The organism is Pseudomonas sp. NY15181 (assembly GCF_048068055.1).
Classification (GTDB): domain Bacteria; phylum Pseudomonadota; class Gammaproteobacteria; order Pseudomonadales; family Pseudomonadaceae; genus Pseudomonas.
The window spans coordinates 68,835-89,963 of record NZ_JBLUPT010000009.1; the positions used below are offsets into that span (position 1 = coordinate 68,835).

The 21,129-nt window shown below is 67.1% G+C and carries 22 protein-coding genes and 1 pseudogene; 7 read left to right on the forward strand and 16 right to left on the reverse strand.

Features of this window, described 5'->3' with window-relative positions; all coding sequences use genetic code 11:
- Window positions 1-182: 182 nt before the first annotated feature.
- Window positions 183-545: a hypothetical protein gene (locus ACNFBT_RS20055; RefSeq protein WP_416752315.1), complete on the forward strand. Its 363-nt coding sequence runs from the start codon at window positions 183-185 to the stop codon at window positions 543-545.
- 4 nt (window positions 546-549) lie between these two features.
- On the opposite strand, the gene ACNFBT_RS20060 is transcribed toward ACNFBT_RS20055, so the two are convergent.
- Together ACNFBT_RS20060 and ACNFBT_RS20065 are read right to left on the reverse strand one after the other, a co-directional pair.
- Entirely contained in the window at window positions 550-735 is a 186-nt protein-coding gene (locus tag ACNFBT_RS20060) for a hypothetical protein (RefSeq protein WP_416752317.1), read from the reverse strand.
- Window positions 736-834: 99 nt separating this feature from the next.
- Window positions 835-1,140, reverse strand: a complete 306-nt coding sequence (locus tag ACNFBT_RS20065) for a transcriptional regulator (protein WP_275607523.1) — start codon at window positions 1,138-1,140, stop codon at window positions 835-837.
- Between the two features lie 219 nt (window positions 1,141-1,359).
- Between ACNFBT_RS20065 and ACNFBT_RS20070 the strand changes: the two genes are divergently transcribed.
- Complete coding sequence (locus tag ACNFBT_RS20070; protein WP_416752319.1) at window positions 1,360-1,740, forward strand: hypothetical protein; 381 nt, start codon at window positions 1,360-1,362, stop codon at window positions 1,738-1,740.
- Window positions 1,741-1,927: 187 nt separating this feature from the next.
- Here the strand turns inward: ACNFBT_RS20070 and ACNFBT_RS20075 are convergent, their stop codons facing one another.
- The 4 genes from ACNFBT_RS20075 to ACNFBT_RS20090 all read right to left on the reverse strand — a co-directional run bounded on the left by ACNFBT_RS20075 (window position 1,928) and on the right by ACNFBT_RS20090 (window position 6,095).
- Complete coding sequence (locus tag ACNFBT_RS20075) at window positions 1,928-2,494, reverse strand: flavin reductase family protein (protein WP_416752321.1); 567 nt, start codon at window positions 2,492-2,494, stop codon at window positions 1,928-1,930.
- A gap of 22 nt (window positions 2,495-2,516) precedes the next feature.
- The gene (locus ACNFBT_RS20080; protein WP_416752323.1) at window positions 2,517-3,437 is read right to left on the reverse strand and encodes a bestrophin family protein; all 921 of its coding nucleotides are present in this window, start codon (window positions 3,435-3,437) and stop codon (window positions 2,517-2,519) included.
- A gap of 179 nt (window positions 3,438-3,616) precedes the next feature.
- A complete protein-coding gene (gene mmsB, locus ACNFBT_RS20085; protein ID WP_416752325.1) occupies window positions 3,617-4,492 on the reverse strand; it encodes a 3-hydroxyisobutyrate dehydrogenase in 876 nt (291 codons plus the stop codon).
- A 94-nt stretch (window positions 4,493-4,586) separates the two neighbouring features.
- Window positions 4,587-6,095: a CoA-acylating methylmalonate-semialdehyde dehydrogenase gene (locus ACNFBT_RS20090; protein ID WP_416752327.1), complete on the reverse strand. Its 1,509-nt coding sequence runs from the start codon at window positions 6,093-6,095 to the stop codon at window positions 4,587-4,589.
- A gap of 130 nt (window positions 6,096-6,225) precedes the next feature.
- On the opposite strand from ACNFBT_RS20090, the gene ACNFBT_RS20095 reads away from it, so the two are divergent.
- Window positions 6,226-7,125 (forward strand): LysR family transcriptional regulator, encoded by a 900-nt coding sequence (locus tag ACNFBT_RS20095; protein ID WP_416752329.1) that lies wholly within the window; start codon window positions 6,226-6,228, stop codon window positions 7,123-7,125.
- Between the two features lie 50 nt (window positions 7,126-7,175).
- Here ACNFBT_RS20095 and ACNFBT_RS20100 read toward each other — a convergent pair whose 3' ends face one another.
- Together ACNFBT_RS20100 and ACNFBT_RS20105 are read right to left on the reverse strand one after the other, a co-directional pair.
- The gene (locus tag ACNFBT_RS20100) at window positions 7,176-7,877 is read right to left on the reverse strand and encodes a YebC/PmpR family DNA-binding transcriptional regulator (protein ID WP_207883228.1); all 702 of its coding nucleotides are present in this window, start codon (window positions 7,875-7,877) and stop codon (window positions 7,176-7,178) included.
- 132 nt (window positions 7,878-8,009) lie between these two features.
- Entirely contained in the window at window positions 8,010-9,410 is a 1,401-nt protein-coding gene (locus ACNFBT_RS20105) for a PLP-dependent aminotransferase family protein (RefSeq protein WP_416752331.1), read from the reverse strand.
- Between the two features lie 165 nt (window positions 9,411-9,575).
- On the opposite strand from ACNFBT_RS20105, the gene ACNFBT_RS20110 reads away from it, so the two are divergent.
- Together ACNFBT_RS20110 and ACNFBT_RS20115 are read left to right on the forward strand one after the other, a co-directional pair.
- Window positions 9,576-10,349 carry a class II aldolase/adducin family protein gene (locus tag ACNFBT_RS20110; protein ID WP_416752333.1) on the forward strand — a complete coding sequence of 258 codons (774 nt, stop codon included), beginning with the start codon at window positions 9,576-9,578 and terminating at the stop codon, window positions 10,347-10,349.
- An 83-nt stretch (window positions 10,350-10,432) separates the two neighbouring features.
- Window positions 10,433-11,461, forward strand: coding sequence for an ABC transporter substrate-binding protein (locus ACNFBT_RS20115; RefSeq protein ID WP_416752335.1), 1,029 nt, complete (start codon window positions 10,433-10,435; stop codon window positions 11,459-11,461).
- Between the two features lie 263 nt (window positions 11,462-11,724).
- On the opposite strand, the gene ACNFBT_RS20120 is transcribed toward ACNFBT_RS20115, so the two are convergent.
- The gene (locus ACNFBT_RS20120) at window positions 11,725-12,351 is read right to left on the reverse strand and encodes a class I SAM-dependent methyltransferase (protein WP_416752662.1); all 627 of its coding nucleotides are present in this window, start codon (window positions 12,349-12,351) and stop codon (window positions 11,725-11,727) included.
- Between the two features lie 119 nt (window positions 12,352-12,470).
- Between ACNFBT_RS20120 and ACNFBT_RS20125 the strand changes: the two are divergent.
- Window positions 12,471-13,186: pseudogene (locus ACNFBT_RS20125) on the forward strand (2OG-Fe(II) oxygenase).
- A 40-nt stretch (window positions 13,187-13,226) separates the two neighbouring features.
- Window positions 13,227-13,598, forward strand: coding sequence for an SH3 domain-containing protein (locus ACNFBT_RS20130; protein ID WP_416752337.1), 372 nt, complete (start codon window positions 13,227-13,229; stop codon window positions 13,596-13,598).
- On the opposite strand, the gene ACNFBT_RS20135 is transcribed toward ACNFBT_RS20130, so the two are convergent.
- The 7 genes from ACNFBT_RS20135 to ACNFBT_RS20165 form a co-directional block, all read right to left on the reverse strand.
- Window positions 13,576-14,337 carry a class I SAM-dependent methyltransferase gene (locus tag ACNFBT_RS20135; protein ID WP_416752339.1) on the reverse strand — a complete coding sequence of 254 codons (762 nt, stop codon included), beginning with the start codon at window positions 14,335-14,337 and terminating at the stop codon, window positions 13,576-13,578. The two genes, ACNFBT_RS20130 and ACNFBT_RS20135, sit on opposite strands and share 23 nt — an antisense overlap.
- Window positions 14,338-14,403: 66 nt before the next feature.
- On the reverse strand, window positions 14,404-15,864 hold the full coding sequence (locus tag ACNFBT_RS20140; RefSeq protein ID WP_416752342.1) for a mechanosensitive ion channel domain-containing protein: 1,461 nt from the start codon (window positions 15,862-15,864) through the stop codon (window positions 14,404-14,406).
- 71 nt (window positions 15,865-15,935) lie between these two features.
- A complete protein-coding gene (locus ACNFBT_RS20145) occupies window positions 15,936-16,580 on the reverse strand; it encodes a histidine phosphatase family protein (protein WP_416752343.1) in 645 nt (214 codons plus the stop codon).
- Between the two features lie 86 nt (window positions 16,581-16,666).
- Window positions 16,667-17,626 carry an HlyD family efflux transporter periplasmic adaptor subunit gene (locus ACNFBT_RS20150; protein ID WP_416752345.1) on the reverse strand — a complete coding sequence of 320 codons (960 nt, stop codon included), beginning with the start codon at window positions 17,624-17,626 and terminating at the stop codon, window positions 16,667-16,669.
- A gap of 1 nt (window position 17,627) precedes the next feature.
- Window positions 17,628-17,834, reverse strand: a complete 207-nt coding sequence (locus tag ACNFBT_RS20155; protein WP_152222883.1) for a DUF1656 domain-containing protein — start codon at window positions 17,832-17,834, stop codon at window positions 17,628-17,630.
- Window positions 17,824-19,989 carry an FUSC family protein gene (locus tag ACNFBT_RS20160; protein WP_416752347.1) on the reverse strand — a complete coding sequence of 722 codons (2,166 nt, stop codon included), beginning with the start codon at window positions 19,987-19,989 and terminating at the stop codon, window positions 17,824-17,826. The genes ACNFBT_RS20155 and ACNFBT_RS20160 overlap by 11 nt, the downstream gene beginning before the upstream one ends.
- 102 nt (window positions 19,990-20,091) lie before the next feature.
- Window positions 20,092-20,997, reverse strand: a complete 906-nt coding sequence (locus ACNFBT_RS20165; RefSeq protein WP_416752349.1) for a LysR substrate-binding domain-containing protein — start codon at window positions 20,995-20,997, stop codon at window positions 20,092-20,094.
- Between the last annotated feature and the right edge of the window lie 132 nt (window positions 20,998-21,129).

The window sequence follows — 21,129 nt, forward strand, 5'->3', positions numbered from 1 at the left end:
TGGGTTCGTACTGTCGTGGCGGCGGCAATCAGCGGGATATCTTCATGTTAAGTATTATGTTTTATTCATAACCACATGAAATTAAACAACTTAAATTTTGTTATTCCATTCGGAATCCTAGCCTGCACAACCCTGGGGTGGGTTGGTATCCTGAAACCTTTCCAGCTACCCCGGAGCATCCCATGAAGAGTCTCGGAAGCCTGGCGCTCATCGCCTGCTGCGCCCTGGCGACGTCAGCGCCGGCGCAGCAGCGGTTCTCCGGTCACGTAGAACCCCAGCCCCAATACCAGCGGCAATCTCCGTCCCAGCCGCAGTGGCAGCAATCGCCGCCGGTGATCCAGCGCATCTATGTCAGCCCGGGGGCCAGCGGCAGCGTGGACAGCTCGTCGAGCTGGCAACGCAATGACGGATACGGCGGCGTGCAGGTACCGCGCGGCTACGGTGAGTCGCGTTCGAGCACGGTGATCATCGATCAATCCGGAGGGGGCATCCGGCAGAGCATCGAGTACCCCAATGGAACGGTGTACCCGTTGACGCGGCCCTGACGGGTCAGTCGCTCTGGTCGTTGCGGGTCAGTCGGGATTTGCGCAGGCCACCGTGGCTGTAGAACAACCCGGTGTCGCCGCGCCAGTGGAACAGTGTGGCAAGGAAGGCGGAGCTGATGCGGCCGACGTCCCAGCTGCGCAGTTTGCGGTAGGCCCAGCGCCAGTTGTCGGCATTCGATGAGTCGCTCATGGAATCGTCCTTGATTCGGGAAGCGGGAGCACAAAGGACCTTAGTGCGCGGGCCGGTGCTTCGCAAGTTTCTGCTCCCGCGCACGCTCACATGGGAGGATCAGCTGGCCGCCGCCTCCTCGACGTATTCCTTGAGCCAGCGCAGTACCTCCACGGCGTCCCAGCGGCTGGGGTCGAACATCGCATAGGCCTGTCCCTGGTAGCCGACCACGTCCAGCGGGCGGTGGTAGCCGGCGCGCTGCAGCAGCGCCTCGATCTCGGCGAAGCAGGCGTTGAAGTGCGTGCGGCTGAAGGGGGTCTTGCCTTCGGTGACCAGCCCTTCGAGGAGCAGCTCCTCGACGGCTTCGCGCACTTCATCGATGGCCATGTGATTCACGGTGTACTTCAGCTGATGGATGCTCACCATCGCTCTGCTCCTTGAGAGGGGCTGGCCCTCGTTATGCGGCGTTCCGTGACGCCGGCTCGTCGCGCCTTCGTCGTCGTTGAATGAATGTTCTCAAAATACTGTATGCATGAACAGTATTTTGTGATTACTATTGCCTCGCTGTCTGACCGAATCCATGGAAAGCCCACACGGCGCCGAAATGGCGTCCGGGGTCCGTCGACGAATGAGGAGGGTGTAGCGATGCTGGGGAAACTGATGGCGTGCGGGATGCTGGCGGTACTGGCTGGCTGCGCGGAACCGCCGATGGACGTGCCCAGGGCCAATGGCGCCTATCTGATCATCGAAGGGCGCGAGGCCTGGGCGGTGCTGATCGCCGATGGCAAGCGCATCGAAGAGCGCGGTACCGTGCATGACGCCATTCGCTTGCCGAAGGCGCGCTCCAGCATCGCCGCCAGCTATGTGATCGACACGCCCAATTGCGGCCGGCTGCAGTGGCTGACCGAGACGGAAGGCGATTCCGTGGTGCGTCTGACGCCCGGTGACGATGAGCAGGACCTGTCCGCCTGCCGCATCAGCGGAGGTCTCAGTCGGGTCTGGACGGCGCTGGATTATTCGAGCTGACGGCGCTTCGTCGGGCGATGGAATTTGTTGCAATTGGCACTGAAGTCTTCACGATTTTTTCACCAGCGCGGGGGGAGTATGAATCCCAGCTAAAGGATTAGCTCCCCAATGAAAAAGCCCGCATCGAGCGGGCTTTTTTATGTCTGCAATTCGGCCTGGCGGGGCTGACTGCGATAGCCGTGAACGCTCAGTCGCGCGCGACCTGGAAGGCCTCGCCCGTGGCGAAGAAGGCGCCGCCGGCCTGGTAGTGGATGGTGCGCAGATCATCATTCGGGAAGTGCCAGCGGCCGTTGGAGAAGGCGCGCTCGTCCGCGTAGGCGGCCACCACCTCGGCGATGAACAGGTCGTACCTTTCCTGGTTGTTCGGCTCGCTGATCACCTTGCATTCCAGATAGGCCACGCAGCCGTCGACGATCGGCGCTTGGATGTGGCGTGCCCGCGAGGTGCGGAGATCCAGTTGCTCGAACTTGTTCATCTCGCCGCCGTTGCTGGAGCCGACCGCCAGGGTCAGCTCCGCCTGCTGGCGCGAGGGCAGCTGGATGACGAATGCCCCGGAGCCTTCCACCAGGTGACGCGACCAGGTGTTGCGGTCGAGCACCAGCAGCAGTTTGGGCGGATCGAAGTCCAGCGGCATGACCCAGGCGGCGGCCATCACGTTGGCGACGCCATCGTGTTCGCTGGTGACGATAGTGCTCGGGCCATGGTTGAGCAGCAGGTAGGCCTTGGCCAGCGGCACGTCTTTCAGGTGACTCATGGTGTGGTCCTCGGGGCTGGGCTCAGAGCAGCAGGCCGTCCACCGGCTTCAGCGGCTCGGGCAGGGACGTTTCGCCGAGGATTTCCAGCACGGCGATTTCCAGGTTGCGGCTCATGGCGTCCAGCGGCAGATCGTTGGGTTGGGTGTCGAACGGGTCGGCAATCTGGTCGCCCAGGGCGTCCAGGCCGAAGAAGGTGTAGGCCAGCACGCATACCGCCAGCGGAGTGAACCAGCCGATGCTGTCGACCAGGCAGAATGGCAGCAGGAAGCAGTAAACGTGCACGATGCGGTGCAGCATCAGGATGTAGGGGTAGGGAATCGGCGTGTTGCGGATTCGTTCGCAGCCACCGAGCACGTAGGAGAGCCGGGTCATCTGCTGGTCGATGGCGGCCAGGGTGATGTCGCCGGCACCCGCTTCGCGGGCCCGTTCGGCGAAACGCTGGCCGAGGCTGGCCAGCAGCGTGTTGGTCGGGCTGGCGGTGGCGGCCAGTGCGGCCGCTTCGTCGGTGCCGAGCAGGCGGCGCACGTCTTCGCTCTGCGGGTTGCCGCGCAGTTGGTCGCGCAGCACATAGGCAAAGGCGATCAGCGGGTTACAGAGGCGGCGGCGGGCTTCCGGGTCGAGGTCCGGCAGCAGCGAACGGGTCTGGCGGGCCAGGTTGCGCGTCACGATCAGCAGTTCGCCCCACAGGGTGCGTGCCTCCCAGAAGCGCTGGTAGGCCACGTTGTTGCGAAAGCCCAGGAAGATGGCCAGCGTCAGGCCCCAGAGGGTGAAGGGCGTGGAGGTGATGACCACCTTGTAGTGGTAGAGCGTGCCGTGGGTGGCCACCACCAGCGAGCTGAGCAGCACCGTGTAGAGTACCTTGCGCCAGATGGCCGGGATGATCGAACCCTTGAGCGAGAACAGCAGGACCCAGAGTGTCGGGGTTTGCGGGCGAAGGATCATGCGGCGGCATCCGGAAGCGGCGGAGCGGGCATGATAGCTGAGATAGAAGGGTATTGAGCGAGTAGCTCTTGTAGGAGCGAGCTTGCTCGCGAACCTCCTCGCTGTGGGGCTGTTCGCGAGCAAGCTCGCTCCTACGAAAAGCTGCTGCTCCATTCCGTCACATCGACAAGACCTGCAGGTCAGCCCTGTTGGTACAGCTTCACGATCGCCGAGAAGTCCAGGTGGCCGTTGCCCTGGTTGCTGAAGGTCTGGAACAGCTGCTGGGCCAGCGCCCCGAGCAATACCGGCTGGTGCACCTGGCGAGCGGCTTCGCTGGCCAGGCCCAGGTCCTTGAGCATCAGGTCGGTGCCGAAGCCGCCGCTGTAGCCGCGCGCCGCCGGGGCGCCGGTGAGCGGGTTGTTCACCTCCGAGCTCCAGCAGCGGCCGCTGGAGGTGTTGATGATGCCGGCCAGCACTTCCGCGTCCATCCCCAGCTTCACGCCCAGGGACATGGCTTCCGCTACGCCGATCATGGAAATGCCCAGCAGCAGGTTGTTCGCCACCTTGGCCACCTGGCCGTTGCCGGTGCCGCCGCAGTGCACGATGTTCTTGCCCATGGCCGCCAGCACCGGGCGGGCGCGCTCGAAGTCGGCCTGCTCGCCACCGACCATGAAGGTCAGGGTGCCAGCCGCGGCGCCGGCGGTGCCGCCGGAAACCGGCGCATCCAGCATCGGGTTGCCGTGGGCGCGGGCGGCGGCGGACACCTCGCGGGCGTTCAGCGGGTCGATGGTGGACGAGTCGATCAGCAGCACGCCGGGCTGCACGTTGGCCAGCAGGCCGTCGTCGCCGAGGAAGACCTGCTTCACGTGGGCGGCGGCGGGCAGCATGGTGATGATCACCTCGACATCGTCGCGGGCTACGTCAGCGGGCGATGCCAGCGCGCGGGCGCCGAGGGCGACGGCCGCTGCCACGGCCTTGGCGGAGAGGTCGAAGACGCTCAGGTCGAAGCCGGCCTTGAGCAGGTTGGCGGCCATGGGGCCGCCCATGTTGCCGAGTCCGATGAAGCCGATGCGCATGGGGTTGTCCTCTTGTTCTGATGGTCGGACAGGAAACAGGCCCCGGCCCGCCAGCATCCTGGCTGGCGTCCGGGGTGGTTGGGGCGGGAAGGGCTTACTTGAGGTGGATGGTGGTATTCACCGCGCCGCCGACTTCGTTCTCGTCGAACCAGCGCTCGGTGACGGTCTTGGTCTGGGTGTAGAACTGCACTACCTGCTTGCCGTACGGGCCGAGGTCGCCCAGCTTGGAACCGCGCGAGCCGGTGAAGGAGAACATCGGTACCGGCACCGGGATCGGCACGTTGATGCCGACCTGGCCCACGTCGATCTCTTCCTTGAAGTGCCGCGCGGCGGCGCCGGAGCGGGTGAACAGCGCGGTGCCGTTGCCGTTGGGGTTGGCGTTGATCAGTTCGATGGCCTCGTCGAAGGTCTTCGCCGACACCACGCAGAGCACCGGGCCGAAGATTTCCTCACGGTAGATGGTCATCTGCGGGGTGACACCGGAGAACAGGGTCGGGCCGACGAAGTTGCCCTTGGCGTAGCCGGCCACCTGCGGGTTGCGGCCGTCCAGCTCCAGCTTCGCACCTTCCTGGGTGCCGCGTTCGATCAGGCCGCTGACGCGATCCAGCGCCGCGCAGGAAACCAGCGGGCCGACATCGGTATTGGCTTCGGTGCCGCCGCTGACCTTGAGGCTCTTGGCCTTGGCCACCAGGTCGGGAATCCATTCGTTGGCCTCGCCCACCAGGATGACCACCGACAGTGCCATGCAGCGTTGCCCGGCTGCACCGAAGGCGGCACCGGCGATGGCGTTGAGGGTCTGCTCCTTGTTGGCGTCGGGCAGCACGATGGCGTGGTTCTTCGCGCCCATCATGCACTGCACGCGCTTGCCGGCCTGGGAGGCTCGGTTGTAGACGTGGGTGCCTACGCGGGTCGAGCCGACGAAGGAGACGGCCTTGATGTCCGGGTGGTCGCAGATCGCGTTCACCACGTCCGGGCCACCATGGATCACGTTGAGCACCCCGGGCGGCACGCCGGCCTCATGGGCCAGCTCGACCAGGCGCATGGTCACCATCGGGTCCTGCTCGGAGGGCTTGAGGACGAAGGTGTTGCCGGTGGCGATCGCCATCGGGAACATCCACAGCGGAATCATCGCCGGGAAGTTGAAGGGAGTGATGCCGGCGCAAACGCCGATGGGCTGCAGGATGGTAAAGGTATCCACGCCGCCGGCCACGTTGTTGGCCAGCTCGCCCAGCTGCAGGTTGCCGATGCCGGCCGCATGCTCGACCACTTCCAGGCCGCGGAATACGTCGCCTTCGGCGTCCGGCAGGGTCTTGCCCTGTTCGGCGGTGAGGATCGCCGCCAGTTCTTTCATGTTCTCGCGGATCAGCTGCTGGTACTTGAGGAAGATGCGCGCGCGGGTGCCGATGGGCGTCTTCTTCCAGGTCTTGAACGCGGCCTTGGCGCTGGCCACGGCGCGGTCGACTTCCTCGGCGGTGGCGAAGGGCACACGGGCGAGGACTTCCTGGGTGGCGGGGTTGATCACATCGCGCCATTCAGAGGTGGTGGACTCGACGGGCTTGCCGTCGAGGAAGAGTTTGACGGTAGGGACGGCAGTTGCGGTCATCGGGATTCTCCCAGCCTGTGGCTTTCTTGTTGTCTGAACCGATCCTAACAGTGCATTTTTGATGTTCTCAATGCGGTGATGTGCAAGTATGGTCTGCGTTTTTGCACAACTGCCGCAGAGTGGGGCGATCATGGATTGGGATAACCTGCGTTTCTTCCTCGAACTCTCCCGTGCCGGCAAGCTCACTGTCGCCGCCCGGCGCCTGGGCGTGGACCACACCACGGTTGCCCGCCGCCTGCAGGCGCTGGAGAAGAGTATTGGCGCGCAACTGTTGGTGCGCGAGCCGGGTGGCTACCGGCTGACCGAGGCCGGCCACGGCCTGCTGCCTCAAGCCGAGGCGATGGAAAGCGCCTGCAAGGTGATCGAGAAGCGCCTGGCGGGGGCGGAGGACAATCTCTCCGGCAAGGTGCGCATCGGCGCTACCGAGGGCTACGGTTCGACCCTGCTGACCTCGCAACTGGTGGAGCTGAACCGGCGCCACCCGCACCTGGGCGTGGACCTGCTGGCGGTGCCGCGCGCGTTGCAGCTGTCGCGCCACGAGGCGGACATCGTGATCACCCTGGAGCGGCCAGGGCGCGGCCCGTACCTGATCACCCGGCTGACCGACTACGTGTTGCGGCTCTACGCCTCGAAGGACTACCTGGCCGAGCGCGGGCCGATCCGCAACCGCGACGACCTGCGCGAGCACGCGCTGGTGGGCTACGTCGACGACCTGTTGTACAGCAAGGAGCTGCAATACCTCGACGAAATCGGCCGGCCGCTGCACATGGCGCTGCGCTGCACCAGCATCCTGGCCCAGCAGCGGGCGGTGGCGGAGGGCGCGGGACTGGCGATTCTGCCGGCCTTCTCGGCGAGCGAAGATCCGTCGCTGCAGCCCGTGCTGGCGGGGGAGATCGAGTTCGTGCGGACCTTCTGGATGCTGATGCCCACCGAGCTCAAGGACATCGCGCGGATGCGCACTACCTGGGATTTCCTGCGGGAGAAGGCGGAGGGGAGCCAGGATGCGCTGATGGGAAGGGGCACCCTGTAAAGGCGTGACCCTCAAAGAAAAAGGGCGGCCCATTGGCCGCCCTTTTTGCGTTACGCCAGACCGACGTAAAGGTTCTGCACGTCGTCGTTGCCATCCAGCGCATCGAGGAAGGCTTCGACTTCTTCCAGTTCGGCGCCGGACAGGCTGACCGGGTTTTTGGCCTTGTAGCCCAGCTTGGCCGAGGCGACGGTGAAACCGTGCTCCGGCAAGGCGCGGCACACGGCGTCCAGGTCGGTGGAGTCGGTGAGGAACAGGGTGTCACCATCTTCCTCGCCCGGCTCGAAGTCCTGGGCGCCGGCTTCGATGGCGGCCAGTTCCGGGTCGGCGTCGGCGCTGGCCGGGGTGGCCTCGACCATGCCCAGGTAATCGAAGTCCCAGGCCACCGAGCCGGAAGCACCCAGCTGGCCCTTGCGGAACAGCACGCGGATTTCCGCGACGGTGCGGTTCACGTTGTCGGTCAGGCACTCGACGATCACTGGCACGCGGTGCGGTGCGAAGCCTTCGTAGACCACGCGCTCGAAGCTGGCGCCGCCGTCCAGCAGGCCGGCGCCTTTCTTGATGGCGCGCTCCAGGGTGTCGCGGGGCATCGAGGCCTTCTTGGCCTGCTCGACGACCAGGCGCAGTTTCGGGTTCATGTCCGGATCGGCGCCGTTACGCGCGGCGATCATGATTTCCTTGGACAGTTTGCCGAAGATGCGGCCCTTGGCGTTGGCTGCGGCTTCTTTATGTTTGGCTTTCCACTGAGCGCCCATAGTGATCTCTAGCTGGCGGTGACTGATAGGCGGCAAGTCTAAGGGCTGGCGCGGCCGCTGGCGATATCCGACAGACCGATGAGAGGGTTTTCGCAGGGCGTACAACCGTTCGCGGTTGTACGCCGATACGCCCTACGGGGCAGCCGTGTCCTGCTGGGAGAGAAACGCGTAAAGCCGCTCATCCAGCGAATGCGCGACGTTGAAGCGCATCCACGGCACGCTGCGCCCGTCCGGCATGAACAGCTGTCCGGGGAACAGCAGGATCTTCGCCTCCTTGGCCCGCCCGGCGAGCAGGGTGGCATCGTCCACCGCGCGATGCCGGGCCCAGAGGAATAGCCCGGCGCGGGGCTCGTGGAAGATTTCCAGGCCCGCCGTCTCCAGCCGCCGCGCGACGCTGTCGTGGGCCTCGCTGAGCTGGTCGCGCAGCTGCTTCACATGCTTGCGGTGCCGGCCTTGCAGAAGGATGTCCAACGCCAGTGTCTCGGTGAGTTCCGAGCTGGTCAGGCCGCTGACCATCTTCAGCGGCACCAGCTCCTCGATCAGTTCCGGGTGGGCGGCGATGAAGCCGGTGCGCAACGCAGGGGCGATGACTTTCGACAGGCTGCCGATGTAGATCACCCGCGCCAGCTGGTCGAGGTTGGCCAGCAGCATTTGCCCGGCGGGATCGAGCTCGGCGTAGATATCGTTCTCGACGATGAGGAAATCGTACTTCTCCGCCAATTGCAGCAGGCGGTGGCTGGCCGCCAGGGAAAGGCTGCCGCCGGTGGGGCTCTGCAGCCGCGCCTGGGTGAAATAGACCTTGGGCCGGTGCTCGCGGGCCAGTTGCTCCAGGCGGTCCAGGTCCAGGCCGTCGGCGCTGCGCGGCACGCCCAGCAGCTGCGCGCCTTGCAGGCGCAGGTTGAGGAACAGGTTGTGGTAACCGGGCTCGTCCACCAGCACCGGGTCGCCGCGCTGCACCAGGTAGCGCACGGTCAGGTCCAGCGCCTGGCTGGCGCCGGCGGTGAGCAGGATCTGCTCGGGGCTTGCGGCCACGCCGGCATCGGCCAGGCGGTCGGCCAGCTTGCCGCGCAGCTTCGGGTTGCCCTTGCTGTGGCCGTAGTTGCCAAACTGCGTGGGCTCTTCCCGCGCCAGGCTGCGCAGCCCGCGCAGCAGGCCTTCGCCATCGAGCCAGTGCTCGGGCAGCAGGCCGACGCCGGGGCGCAGCTCCATGCCCAGCGGCTGGAACACCTTGTGCAGCAGCAGGTGGGCGTCGAAGTCGAACTCCGGCGGCGCCTCGCTGCCGGCGCTTTCCTCGGCCACCTGGCCGCGCACGAAGAAGCCGGCATTGGGCACCGCATTCAGGCAGCCGCGCGCCACCAGCCGGTCATAGGCCTCGACCACGGTGAAGTGGCTGACGCCGTTGGCCTGGGCGAACTTGCGGATCGAGGGCAGCTTGGCGCCGGGACGCAGGCGCTGCTCGTCGATGGCCTGGGCGATACCGTCGACGATCTGGGTGACCAGGGGAATGTCCGAGGTGGGATCGAGCAACAGCATCCGAAGGTCCGAGAGTAGGAGGAGAGATTCTGTACAGGTCGTTCGACCATAACAGCACTGCAGGCGGTCCATTGCTCCTGTGCATGGTGCGCCGTGGCGCTGGCCAGCACTATCGACGGCGTGATGCGGCGGTACGCCGCACCGGCCTGATAACAAGGAATCGCCATGCGTGACACAGCTTACAACATCGATCCGTCCAGTATTTCCGCTGAAGAGTGGCAGGCGCGTTGCGACCTCGCCGCGCTGTACCGGCTGATCGCGCACTTCCGCTGGACCGACCACATCGACACCCACATCTCCGCGCGGGTGCCGGGCGAGCCGGGGCACTACCTGATCAACCGCTACGGCGTGCTGTTCCACGAAATGCGCGCTTCCGACCTGGTGAAGGTCGACCACGCCGGTGACGTCATCGATCCGCGCTTCGGCCCCAGCAGCGTCAACCGTGCCGGCTTCAACATCCATTCCGCCGTGCACGCCGCCCGCGAAGACGTGGCCTGCGTGATCCACACCCACACCGCCGCCGGCATCGCCGTGTCCGCCCAGGAAGACGGCCTGCTGCCGATCAGCCAGCATGCTCTGAAGTTCTACAACCGCCTGGGTTACCACGACTACGAAGGCATCGCCCTGGACCCGGACGAGCGCTCCCGCCTGGTGCGCGACCTGGGGGGCCACATGGCGATGATCCTGCGCAACCACGGCCTGCTGGCCACCGGGCGCTGCATCGCCGAAGCCTTCAACCAGATCTACTTCCTCGAACGCGCCTGCCAGGCGCAGATCCAGGCCCTGGCCGGCGGCCGCCAGCTGCGCTACCCGCCGCAGGCGGTGTGCGAGCGCGTCGCCGTGCAGGAAGAGGAAGCGCTGGCCGACGGCCTGCACCTGCTGGCCTGGGAATCGGCATTGCGCCTGATCGAGGACGGTGAGGCCGTCTATCGCACCTGACCCCTGATACCGTGCCCCGGCCCGAAGAGGCCGGGCGCCTGCGTGCTTTAACCATCTGCCAACAACAAAGCCAAGAGGTGGAAATGAAGAACCCGATTCTGGGAGCCCTGCTCATGGGCTTGGCGTCCGGCGCCATGGCCGCGGACCTGACCGTGATCTCCTTCGGCGGCACCAGCAAGGACGTGCAGACCGAAGCCTTCTACAAACCCTTCGAGAAGGTCGAGGGGATGAAGGTGATCGCCGGCGAGTACAACGGCGAGATGGGCAAGATCAAGGCCATGGTCGACACCGGCAGCGTCAACTGGGACGTGGTGCAGGTTGAGGGCCCGGAGCTGCTGCGCGGCTGCGACGAAGGCCTGTTCGAGCCGCTCGATCCGGCGATGCTGGGGAAGACCGCGGACTACGTGCCGGGCACCGTTTCCGACTGCGGCGCCGGCCTGCTGGTGTGGTCGATGGCCATGGCCTACGACGCCAAGCGCCTGCCCAACGGCCCGACCGGCTGGACGGATTTCTGGGACACGCAGAAATTCCCCGGCAAGCGCTCGCTGCGCAAGGGCGCCAAGTACACCCTGGAAATCGCCCTGCTGGCCGATGGGGTGAAGAAGGAAGACCTGTACAAGGTGCTGGCGACGAAGGAGGGCGTGGACCGCGCGTTCAGGAAGCTCGACCAGATCAAGCCGTCGATCCAGTGGTGGGAGTCCGGCGCGCAGCCGATGCAATTCCTCGCCAGCGGTGACGTGGTGATGAGCACCGCCTACAACGGCCGCGTGTTTGCCGCCCAGGAGGAGGGCGCGCCGATGAAGGTGGTGTGGAATGGCAGCCTGTACGCCATCGACTCCTGGGCGATTCCCAAGGGCAGCCCGAACAAGAAGGCGGCCGAGGATTTCATCGCCTTCTCGCTCAAGCCCGAGCAGCAGAAGATCCACACCGTGAAGCTGGGCTATGGCTCGGTCAACCTGGGTACCACCGCGTTGCTTGACCCTGCCCTGGTGGAGCGCCTGAACACCGCTCCGGCGAACCTGGAGCAGGCGGTGCCGGTGAACTTCGCGTTCTGGGTGGATCACGGGGAGGATCTGGAGCAGCGGTTCAATGCGTGGGCGGCGAAGGGCTGATCCGAGAGGGCGCAGTTCGCTCCTGCGGGGATCGTGTTCCCCTGTAGGAGCAACTGTCTTGTCCCGGATAAATCCGTGCCTGTGCTTTTCCCCTCACCCCAGCCCTCTCCCTCAGGGAGAGGGGGCAGATCGTGCCAACTGACGCCAACGTTTCATCCTGCACCGAACGGTCCCCTCTCCCCTTGGGAGAGGGTTAGGGTGAGGGCAGACCCTCGCGCAGAACTTCATGTAGGAGCGGGTCATGCCCGCGAACAGCCCGGCGGCTAAACCCGCCGCCACACACTCGCCAACCACGGCTGCTGCTCCCGCGGCAGCCCCGCCGGCCGGTAGTAGTGCTCCAGCTCCGCAAAACCTGCCGCCTCCAGCAGTTGCTTCCAGTTCTCCCAATCATGATAGGAACCGTAGCGCGGGCCGTTCCAGCCCTCGGCGTTCTCGCCGCGCGGGTTGGAGGCGAACAACACGCCGCCCGGCTTGAGCGCGGCGTGCAGTTGGCCGAGCACGCGCGGCAGCTCCTGGCGCGGCACATGGAACAGGCTGGCATTGGCGTAGATGCCATCGAAGCGCTCGGCGGGCAGGTCGAGGACGAGGAAGTCCTGCTGCCAGACCTCGCAGCCGCTGGCCTGGTGGGCCATGGCGACGAAGTTCGGGCAGCCGTCGAGCCCGACCGGCTGGTGCCCCATGGAGCGGAATACGCACAGGTCGCGGCCGGGGCCGCAGCCGAAGTCGAGCAGGGCGAAGGGCGGTTCGGCCTGGATATTGCGCAGCAGGGCGGCGATGTTCTGGCTGACATCGTGCTCCCAGGTGCCTTCGCGGAAGGCATCGGCGGTGGCCTGGTAGTGCTCCAGGGTCAGCCGGGAAATATCGCGCAGGGTCTGGTCGTCGAGGCTCATGGCGGGCGTCGGGTGATTCATCGGAGCAGTCATCTTAACGCGACTTTGAAAGTCAGCCGCGGCAAACGGCGACGAAGGCGCGGGCCTAGACTGCTGACTCGACCGACTGGAGTACAAGCATGACCGCTCCCGCACGACAGATCGCCGAACTGGACTGGCCGGCCCTGGCCGCGCAACTCGACGCCAACGGCCAGGCGCTGATTCCCGGCCTGCTCGGCACGGCCCAATGCGAGGCATTGCGTGCCCTCTACGAGCAGGACAAAGCGTTCCGCAGCCGCGTGGTGATGGCCCGGCACAATTTCGGCCAGGGCGAGTACCGTTACTTCGCCTATCCCTTGCCTGAGCGGGTGCAGGCGCTTCGCGAGGCCTTCTACCCGCCGCTGCGGAGCATCGCCAATACCTGGCACGAACGCATGGAAACCGGGATCAGCTATCCGGAAACACACGCCGAATTCCTCGCCCGGTGCCACGCGGCCGGCCAGTTGCGCCCGACGCCCTTGCTGCTGCGTTACGGCACCGGTGACTACAACTGCCTGCACCAGGATCTCTACGGCGAACTGGCCTTCCCGTTGCAGGTGGCGATCCTGCTGTCCCGGCCCGGCCCGGCGAGGAGTTCGAGGGGGGCGAGTTCGTCCTCACCGAACAGCGCCCGCGCATGCAGTCGCGGGTGGAGGTGGTGCCGCTGCGGCAGGGCGATGCCGTGGTGTTCGCCGTGGCCCAGCGGCCGGTGCGCGGCGTGCGTGGCTACCACCGGGTGAACCTGCGCCACGGCGTCAGCCGCCTGCACAGCGGCGAGCGCTACACCCTTGGGGTGATCTTCCACGACGCGCTCTGAGCGTTATCCTCGGCGTTTCCATGGAGTCCGGAACATGCCCATGCAGTACGAGGTCATCCAACCCCACCGCAGCGAGTATCCCGAGCCGATCACCTTCGCCAAAGGCGCCGCACTGGCGGTAGGCGAGCGCTATGAAGGAGAGGCGGTCTGGCAGGACTGGTACTTCTGTTCGACGGCCGGGCAGAAGGATGGCTGGGTGCCGGCGCAGGTCTTCCGCTTGACGGCTCCGGGCGCTGGAGTCGCGACGGAGGATTACACCGCTCGCGAACTCGATGTCGAGCTCGGTGAGCGGCTGGAGGGCGGCCGGGAACTGGGCGGCTGGCGCTGGTGCAGCCGGGCCGGCGGCGAGTCGGGCTGGGTGCCGCTGGCCTGCCTGCGCGAAACCGGCCTCAGTCGATGCGACCGAGCTTGATGGTCAGCGGCCAGCTCACGGCACGCTCCGGCGTGTCGCCCCAGGCCTGGGCGAACCGCTCGCGCAACGGCGCCACCGGGTCCAGCCCGGTCGCGGCGCGGTAGCTGGCGATGGCGGACCAGCTGTCGAAGTAACCCAGCAGGCGCGACAGGTCCCAGGTCGCTTCCAGGGCAAAGGCCGGGGAAGGCACCCGCTCGAAGGGGAAGGCGATGGTTTCGTAGCCGCTCTCCACGTGCTTGCGCTCGGGCGCCCAGTAGGGGCCGACGACATCGTGGTAGAGGTGGCGCACCAGGGCATCGAGTTCCGGGGTGATGTTCAGCAGGTTGTAGGAGACCACCGCCAGCAGCGCACCGGGCCGGGAGACGCGGCGCACTTCCTCGTAGAAGCGCGGCACGTCGAACCAGTGCAGGGCCTGGGCGACCAGGGTGAGGTCGACGCTGGCCGGCTCCAGCGAGGTGTGCTCCGCCGGTTCGCAGCGGTAGTCGACGTTGGGCAGGCGCGGTGCCTTGTCCAGTTGCGCGGCGTTGATGTCGGTGGCGACGACCGAGCCGAAGTGCTGCGCCAGGTCCAGGGTGGCCTGGCCCGAGCCGCAACCGCAGTCCCAGGCGCGCGCCTTGCCGGGCGCGGCCTGGGCCAGCCAGGCGAAGAAGGCCGGGTCGTAGGTCGGGCGGTTGGCGCGGTAGGCGTCGGACTGGGCGGTGAACAGCGAGCGCGTGTCGGTGCTCTTGTCGATCGGCATGGCGGACCTCGGCGCGGTGGGCGGGGCTCCATCTTGCTCCCCCATCCGCACCGAGGCCAGTACGACTCAGGTCTTGTAGCGGCGCCCGGCATACTGTTTCAGCCAGGCCACCAGGCCACGCTGGGGTGCCGCCACGGGTTGCTCCACCAGCAGGGCGGCGCTGGCCTTCTGGCGGAAATCGAGCAGCCGGGTCATGGCTTCGGCGATCTCCTGGCGCGCTTCCAGGCAGGGCGCCAGCACGGCCTTGTCGAGGCGATAGACCGCGCCATCGCTCAAGGCGGTGAACTGCACCTGCCAGGCGGAGCCGGTGAGCACGCCAGCTTCGCCGATCACCTCGCCCGGCCCCATGCGGCCGGCTTCGAGGGTTTGCCCGCCGTGGGGCAGGGTCACGCTGACCACCCCGGTGTCGATGATCAGCAATTGGTCGCTGACGTCGCCGGCCGCCAGCAGCACCTCGCCGGACTTGAAGGGGCGGCGCTGCATGGTGGCCGCCAGCTCGTCGCGTTCGGCGTCGGCCAGGGCATCGAACAGGCCGGAGCGCACCAGCAGCGCGCGGGCGCGGGAGGCGTGCTCGCGGGTGGGAATATCGACTTCGCTGAGCAGCTCGATGCCGGCCGCCTGCAGATGACGGAAGGCCAGGTCGTAGAGCTGGTTGCGCGCCTCGCGCTTCTCGCCCATGGCGGCGACGAAGCCGTTGAGTTCGTATTCCACGCCATCGGGGTCGGACTTGCGCACGCTCACCGTCGGCGCCGGGTTGGCCAGCAGCGTGCGGCAACCGCCCAGGGCGCGCTCCAGCGCTTCGATGGCCTTGCGCGGGCGCACCCGTGGGCTGAGGGTCAGGCTCAGGCTCAATCCGCAGAGGTTCGCCGGCCGGCTGAGGTTGAGCAGCTTGGCCTTGGCCGCCAGGGAATTGGGCACCACCGCCAGCGTGCCCTGGGCGGTCTGCAGGTAGGTGGAGCGCCAGTCGATCTCGGTGACCTTGCCTTCGATGCCGTCGATGGAGATCCAGTCGTCCAGCTGGTACGGCTTGGTGGTGTTGAGCACGATGCCGGAGAAGACGTCGCTCAGCGTGCTCTGCAAGGCCAGGCCGAGGACGATGGCGACCACCCCGGAGGTGGCCAGCAGCCCCTTCACCGGCAGTTCCAGCACATAGCCGGCGGCGGCGATGCTGGCGATGAGGAAGATCAGAGCGCCGACCACATCCTGCAGCAGCCGCCCGGCATGGCCGACGCGTTGCACCAGGAGGAAGCCGAGCACCACGGTCAGGCAGCGCGCCGCGAACAGCCACCAGATGATCTGCACGCCGGTGGCGACCATGTGGCTGGGCAGGTCATCGGGCCAGGGCGCGGCGCCCAGCGGGTTCATTCCGGCGTTGAACAGCAGCAGGCTGAACAGCAGGAAGCAGAGCACGCGCGCGGTCAGGCGCCAGTGCGGATGGGCCATGCCGAGCAGGCGCCAGAGCAGCAGGTCGATCAACAGCAGCGCCGGGGCGGCGAACAGGGGGTGTTGGCTGAGCAGGGCAGGCATCGCGCCTCTCCGTGGGACGATGCGCAAAAGATGGCACAGAAAAACGCTTCTGGCAGCCGCCTCAACCGGCGTTAACCGGCATTCGGTCGATGCGTCAGCTCCGCCCAGTCAGGCACTTCGATCTCGCCGGCGATCCACGGCGAGGGGCTGTTGTCGTCGAACAGCACCAGTGTCTCGCCGTACTCGGGCGTTTCGCCTTCGGGTTTGTCGAGATTATCCATCAGGCGGTCGAAGCACTCGCTGTGGGTCACCAGCACCAGGTTGCGATGGGCGGCCTTGTGCTGGCGGATCTGTCCCAGCAGGTCTTCGTTCTTGCAGGTGAAGAGCCAGTCCTGGCGGGGGACGGTGTGCTCGAACATCAGGTCCGCCGTCTGCGCGGTGCGGGTCAGCGGGCTGCTGTAGATGTCGGTGGCCGCCAGGCCGTAGCGGGCGATGGACTGGCCCAGGCCTCTGGCCAGCTCCGCGGCGCGCAGGGTGATGCCGTCGGCGGCGCCCAGGCAGGGTGCGCTGGAGCGGTCGCAGCGTTCCAGGTGGCGGATCAGCAGGATCACCCGGCCCTGCGTCCAGCGTTGCTCGAAGGCGCTGCCGCTGGGGTTGTCCAGCGACTCGGGGAGGACCGAACGCCAGGCGCACAGCGCCAGGGTGATGCCGGTCAGCAGCAGAAGGGCCAGGTACGGGGTTCTGGCGATGGATCGTACGGCGTGCGTGGGGGTCACAGCGATCCCTGGTCAGAGTGCGAATGGGCTCATGTTGACCGGTTGGAGTGACAAACGTGCTACGGAGTCGATGAATCGAAGGTTTTCTAGCGCTCGGACTCCACCACGCTGACCGTGGCCGTGGTCCCTGCGCGCAGTCGGTCGCGCCCGGCGTAGGCAGGGTCGATGGCGATGCGCACCGGGATGCGTTGGGCCAGCTTGACCCAGGTGTAGGTCGGGTTGATGTTGGCCAGCAGGCGGCTGCCGGGCAGGTTCTCGCGGTCGGTGATGGCAAACGCGATGCTTTGCACGGTGCCGTCGAAGCGCTCCCCGCTCATCAGCTCGATGCGGACCCGGTCGCCTTCGTGGATGCGCGGCAGCTTGGTTTCCTCGAAGTAGCCGCTGACGTGGAAGGAGTCGCTGTCCACTATCGCGACCAGCGCTGCGCCGGCGGTGGCGTAGTCGCCAGCGCGGGTCAGCAGGTTGGTCACGTAGCCGTTCACCGGCGCCAGCACGCGGGTGCGTTCCAGGTCCAGGCGGCTCTGACGCAACGTCGCTTCGGCGAGGCTGACGTTGGCCTGCGCCAGGCCCAGGTTGGCCTGTTCGCGCAGCAGCTGGGCCTCGGCCACGGCGACGTCGGTGCTGGCCTTTTCCCATTCCTCGTTGGAGATCGCCGAGCGTGCCTTCAGCTCCCGCCGGCGGACTTCCTCGCTCTGGCGCTGACGCAGCAGCGCCTGGTTGGCGACGATGGACGCCTGCGACTGGCCCAGCGCCGCCCGCGCCACTTCCACCGCGCGCTCGGCATGCTGCACCGCCAGTTCGTAGCGGGCGGGGTCGATCTGCAGCAGCAGGTCGCCCTTGTTCACGCGCTGGTTGTCCTGCACGCGCAGATCGACGATGCGCCCGGTGACGTCCGCCGACAGCGACACCACGTCGGCCCGCACGCGGGCGTCGCGGGTCCAGGGCGCGCGGGTGTAGTAGACCCAGGCGTAGCTGCCCAGCACCAGGGCGAGCGCCACCACGGCGAGAGTGATCAGCGGCGGGATCGCCTTGCGGACGTCGAGCATGTCAGTGCAAAGCCCCCATGAGCAGAATCAGGCTGGCGCAGATGCAGGTGTAGAGCGCGCCCTCGAACAGCGCCTCATGCCAGACCAGACGCAGCACACCGAGGCGGCGCAGCGCCCAGTCCAGCAGCAGGAAGATCGGCAGGGCGAGGATCAGCGCCTGGGCCAGCGGCGGCAGGTAGACGCCGCCCAGTTCGATATCAACGGGCATGGAGCGGCTGTTCCCCGTGGTCGTCGTGGAAGCGCGCGGCTTCGCTGTAGAGGTCGCGGAAGCGCTCCAGCAGGGCGGCGGCCACCAGCAGCGCCACGCCGCTGACGAACAGCGGGCGCATGGCCTCGCCGCCGGAGTGGGTGTCCTGGCCTTGCAGCTCGTCCAGCTCCGCGCCCAGCTCGCGCATGGCCTGCAAGACTCGTTGCAGGGGCGCCGCGGGGGGCTGGTCGAGGCAGGCGGCGAGTTCGTCGAGCACCAGAGACAGGCGTTCGCGCAGCGCCTCCGGCAAGCCGTCGGGGTTGAGGCTCTCGCGCCTCAACTGGTGCAGCACCACGCCCAGGGTCATGCTCGCCAGGCTGCACTGGAAACGCTCGCCGGACTGGCTGTCGCGGGCCGCCGGCAGCAGCCCGAGCATGATCGCCAGGCGGTCGACCATGCGGCTCTCGAACAGGAAGCGGCGCGCCTCGCTGGGCTTGGACAGCAGCACCGCGCGCACCTCGGCGCGGGTGCGCCGCGACTGGCGGCGCAGGCGCGCGTCGGCGTCGAACGGGAACACCCAGGCGTACACCAGCAGCGCCAGCACGCCGGCGCAGACGTAGCCGCCGGCGAACTCGAACCATTGCAACGAGGTGTTGATCCAGGCGCCCTGGTTCTGCGGGCCCACCAGCAGGAAGGTGGAGAGCCCCAGGCCGATGCCGATCCCGGCGGTCTGCGGATTGGCCAGGCCGACGGCGATCACGTAGAGCAGCGGGGTGAGGAACAGCGCGAGCATCTCGAAGTCGCCGACGCTGGGCAGCAGCACGAACTGCAGCAGCGCTGACGCCACCAGCGCCAGGGCCAGCCCGCGCAGGTACGCCTGGCTGGCCAGCAGCGGGCGCGGGAAGGTCGCCAGCATGGAGCAGAGGATGCCCACCAGGATCATCCCGGCGCGGGCGCCGTCCCAGGCGGTCTCCACCCAGATCCAGCCGGCGCAGCACAGGGCGATGAAGGCGCGGCTGGCATTCATCGCCGCGAGGTGGAAGTCCAGGTGCAGGGAATGGGCCTGGCCCCGGTGGGAGATGCGGTTACCCGGCCGTCCGTCCTGGATCGCGTCGCTCAGTTCGATCATCTCGTCCAGCTGCTGCATCAGCCGCGCCTGCTCGATGCGCAGCGCCCAGGCCAGGGAACGCAGCGAGGTCGGCAGGCCGTCGGCCAGTTCCTCGGCCTGGCGCGCGGCGGCGTCGAAGCGCTGGCGCAGGCGGGTGATGCGCTTGCGCACCGGGGCGGGCAGGGCGCGGCCGTATTCGGCCAGCTCCTCCAGGCAGGCCAGCTCGTCCTCGCGCAGACGCTGCACGGACTGCGGGAGCGGCCCGGTGAGGCGGGCCTCGATCAGCTTGCGCTGGCGGCGCAGGATGGCCAGCCGAGAGGTCATCAGCACCAGCTGGTTGGCCAGCAGCTGCACCAGTTCGTCGGCGCCGCGCAGGCGCGGCGCATCGAAGTACAGGTGGCGGCGCAGCATCTCCAGCGCGGAGATTTCGCCCAGCAACTGGATCTGCCGCTGCTGGAAATCCTCCTCGGCTTCCTCGCCACGGATCACTGCCGCAGCGTGCACGGCGATCAGCCGGATCAACTGGTCGACCTTGGCGAAATAGCCCCGCGCCACGCTCTGCGGTCGGGCGAAGAACAGGCTGACCAGGGTCACACAGGCCACCCCGAGCAGGGTCTCGGTGACCCGGGTGATGGCCAGGGTGTAGGTGGAGTCCGGGGCGGGCTGGGCGAGCAGCGCGACGATCACCGCGGTGAAACCACTGAGGACGAAAGCGTGGGAGTGGGTAAAGCGCAGCAGGGTGCCGCCGGCGGTGCAGAGCGCCAGCCAGGCCGCCAGGGTGACGACGAAGGGCAGCGGCGCCTGCGGGAACAGCGCCATGATCGCCACCGCGACGAAGGCGCCGATGGTGGTGCCGATCACCTGGGAGAAACTTTTCTGCAAGGTCATGCCGGCCAGCGGGGTGCTGATGATCACCACCGTCATGGTCGCCCACTTGGGCTGCTCCAGGTCCAGCAGGAAGGCCAGGTACAGGGTCAGGAGCCCGGCCAGCACGGTGCGCAGGGCGAACAGCAGGGTGTCCCTGCCCGGATGAATGACAGCGCGCAGATACAACAGCAGCGATGGCATGCCGGCCCCCCGTGTCGACGCGACGAAAACCCCGGCGCAGGGCCGGGGCTGGTCAAAACAGTGTGGTCGAGGATTGCCGAGGTTGCGGGATTTCTTCGTGCTTCAGCCGGTGTTGTCCTGCGACTGCGCCAGGCGCTCCTGGATGAAGTCGAGGAAGCACTGGATGCGCAGGGCCAGCTGCGAGTTGCGGTAGTACACCGCGTGGATCGGCTGGCGGCGTTCGCTGGTCAGCTCCGGCAGCACGCGCACCAGGCGCCCGGCGCGGATATCGGCGCCCGTCATGAAGCCCGCCAGGCAGGCGATGCCCTGGCCGCTCAGGGCCAGCTGGCGGAGGGTCTCGCCGCTGGAGGCGGAGAGCGCTGGAGAGATCGCCAGGGTGTCGCCGCCGGCATGGCGCAGCGGCCAGACGTTCAGCGCCTCGGGCTGGGTGAAGCCGAGCAGGGTGCGGCCCAGCAAGTCGTCCAGGTCGCCGGGCATGCCGTGGCGTTCCAGGTACTCCGGCGAGGCCAGCAGGTTCAGCCGGCTGCTGCCCAGGGGGCGAGCGTGCAGGCTGGAGTCGGCGAGCTGGCCGATGCGGATGGCAATGTCGGTGCTCTGTTCCAGCAGGTCGATGTTCAGGTCGTTGGTGTTGAGCTGCAGTTCGATGTCCGGGTAGCGCTCGCGGAAGGCGCCGATGTGCGGCACCACGGCGTGCAGCATGAAAGGCGAGGCGGCGTTGATCCGCAGGCGTCCGGCGGGGGATTGCTGGCGCAGGGCGAGGCGTTCCTCGAGGGCATCCATCTGTTCAAGGATGTGCCGCGCGTGTTCGAGGAAGAACTCGCCTTCCTCGGTGAGCTTCATCCGCCGCGTGGTGCGGTTGAGCAGGGTGGTGCCGAGCTTCTCCTCCAGCTTCGACAGCGCGCGGCTGACCGCAGACGGGGTCAGTCCCAGTTGCTCGGCGGCGGCGGTGATGGAGCCGCAGTCGATCACCGTGGCGAAGGTCTTGAGTTCGTCGGAGTGGGCTTTCATCAGCGGGCCTGTTGGGGAGCGGCGGGGTGCATTGTAGAGGGTTGGCTGACAGGAGCTGTTGCTTTTCTGTAGGAGCGAGGGGGACGCCTGGTTCTTGCTCGCGAACAAGCCGCCTGCGGCGATGCTCTTGCA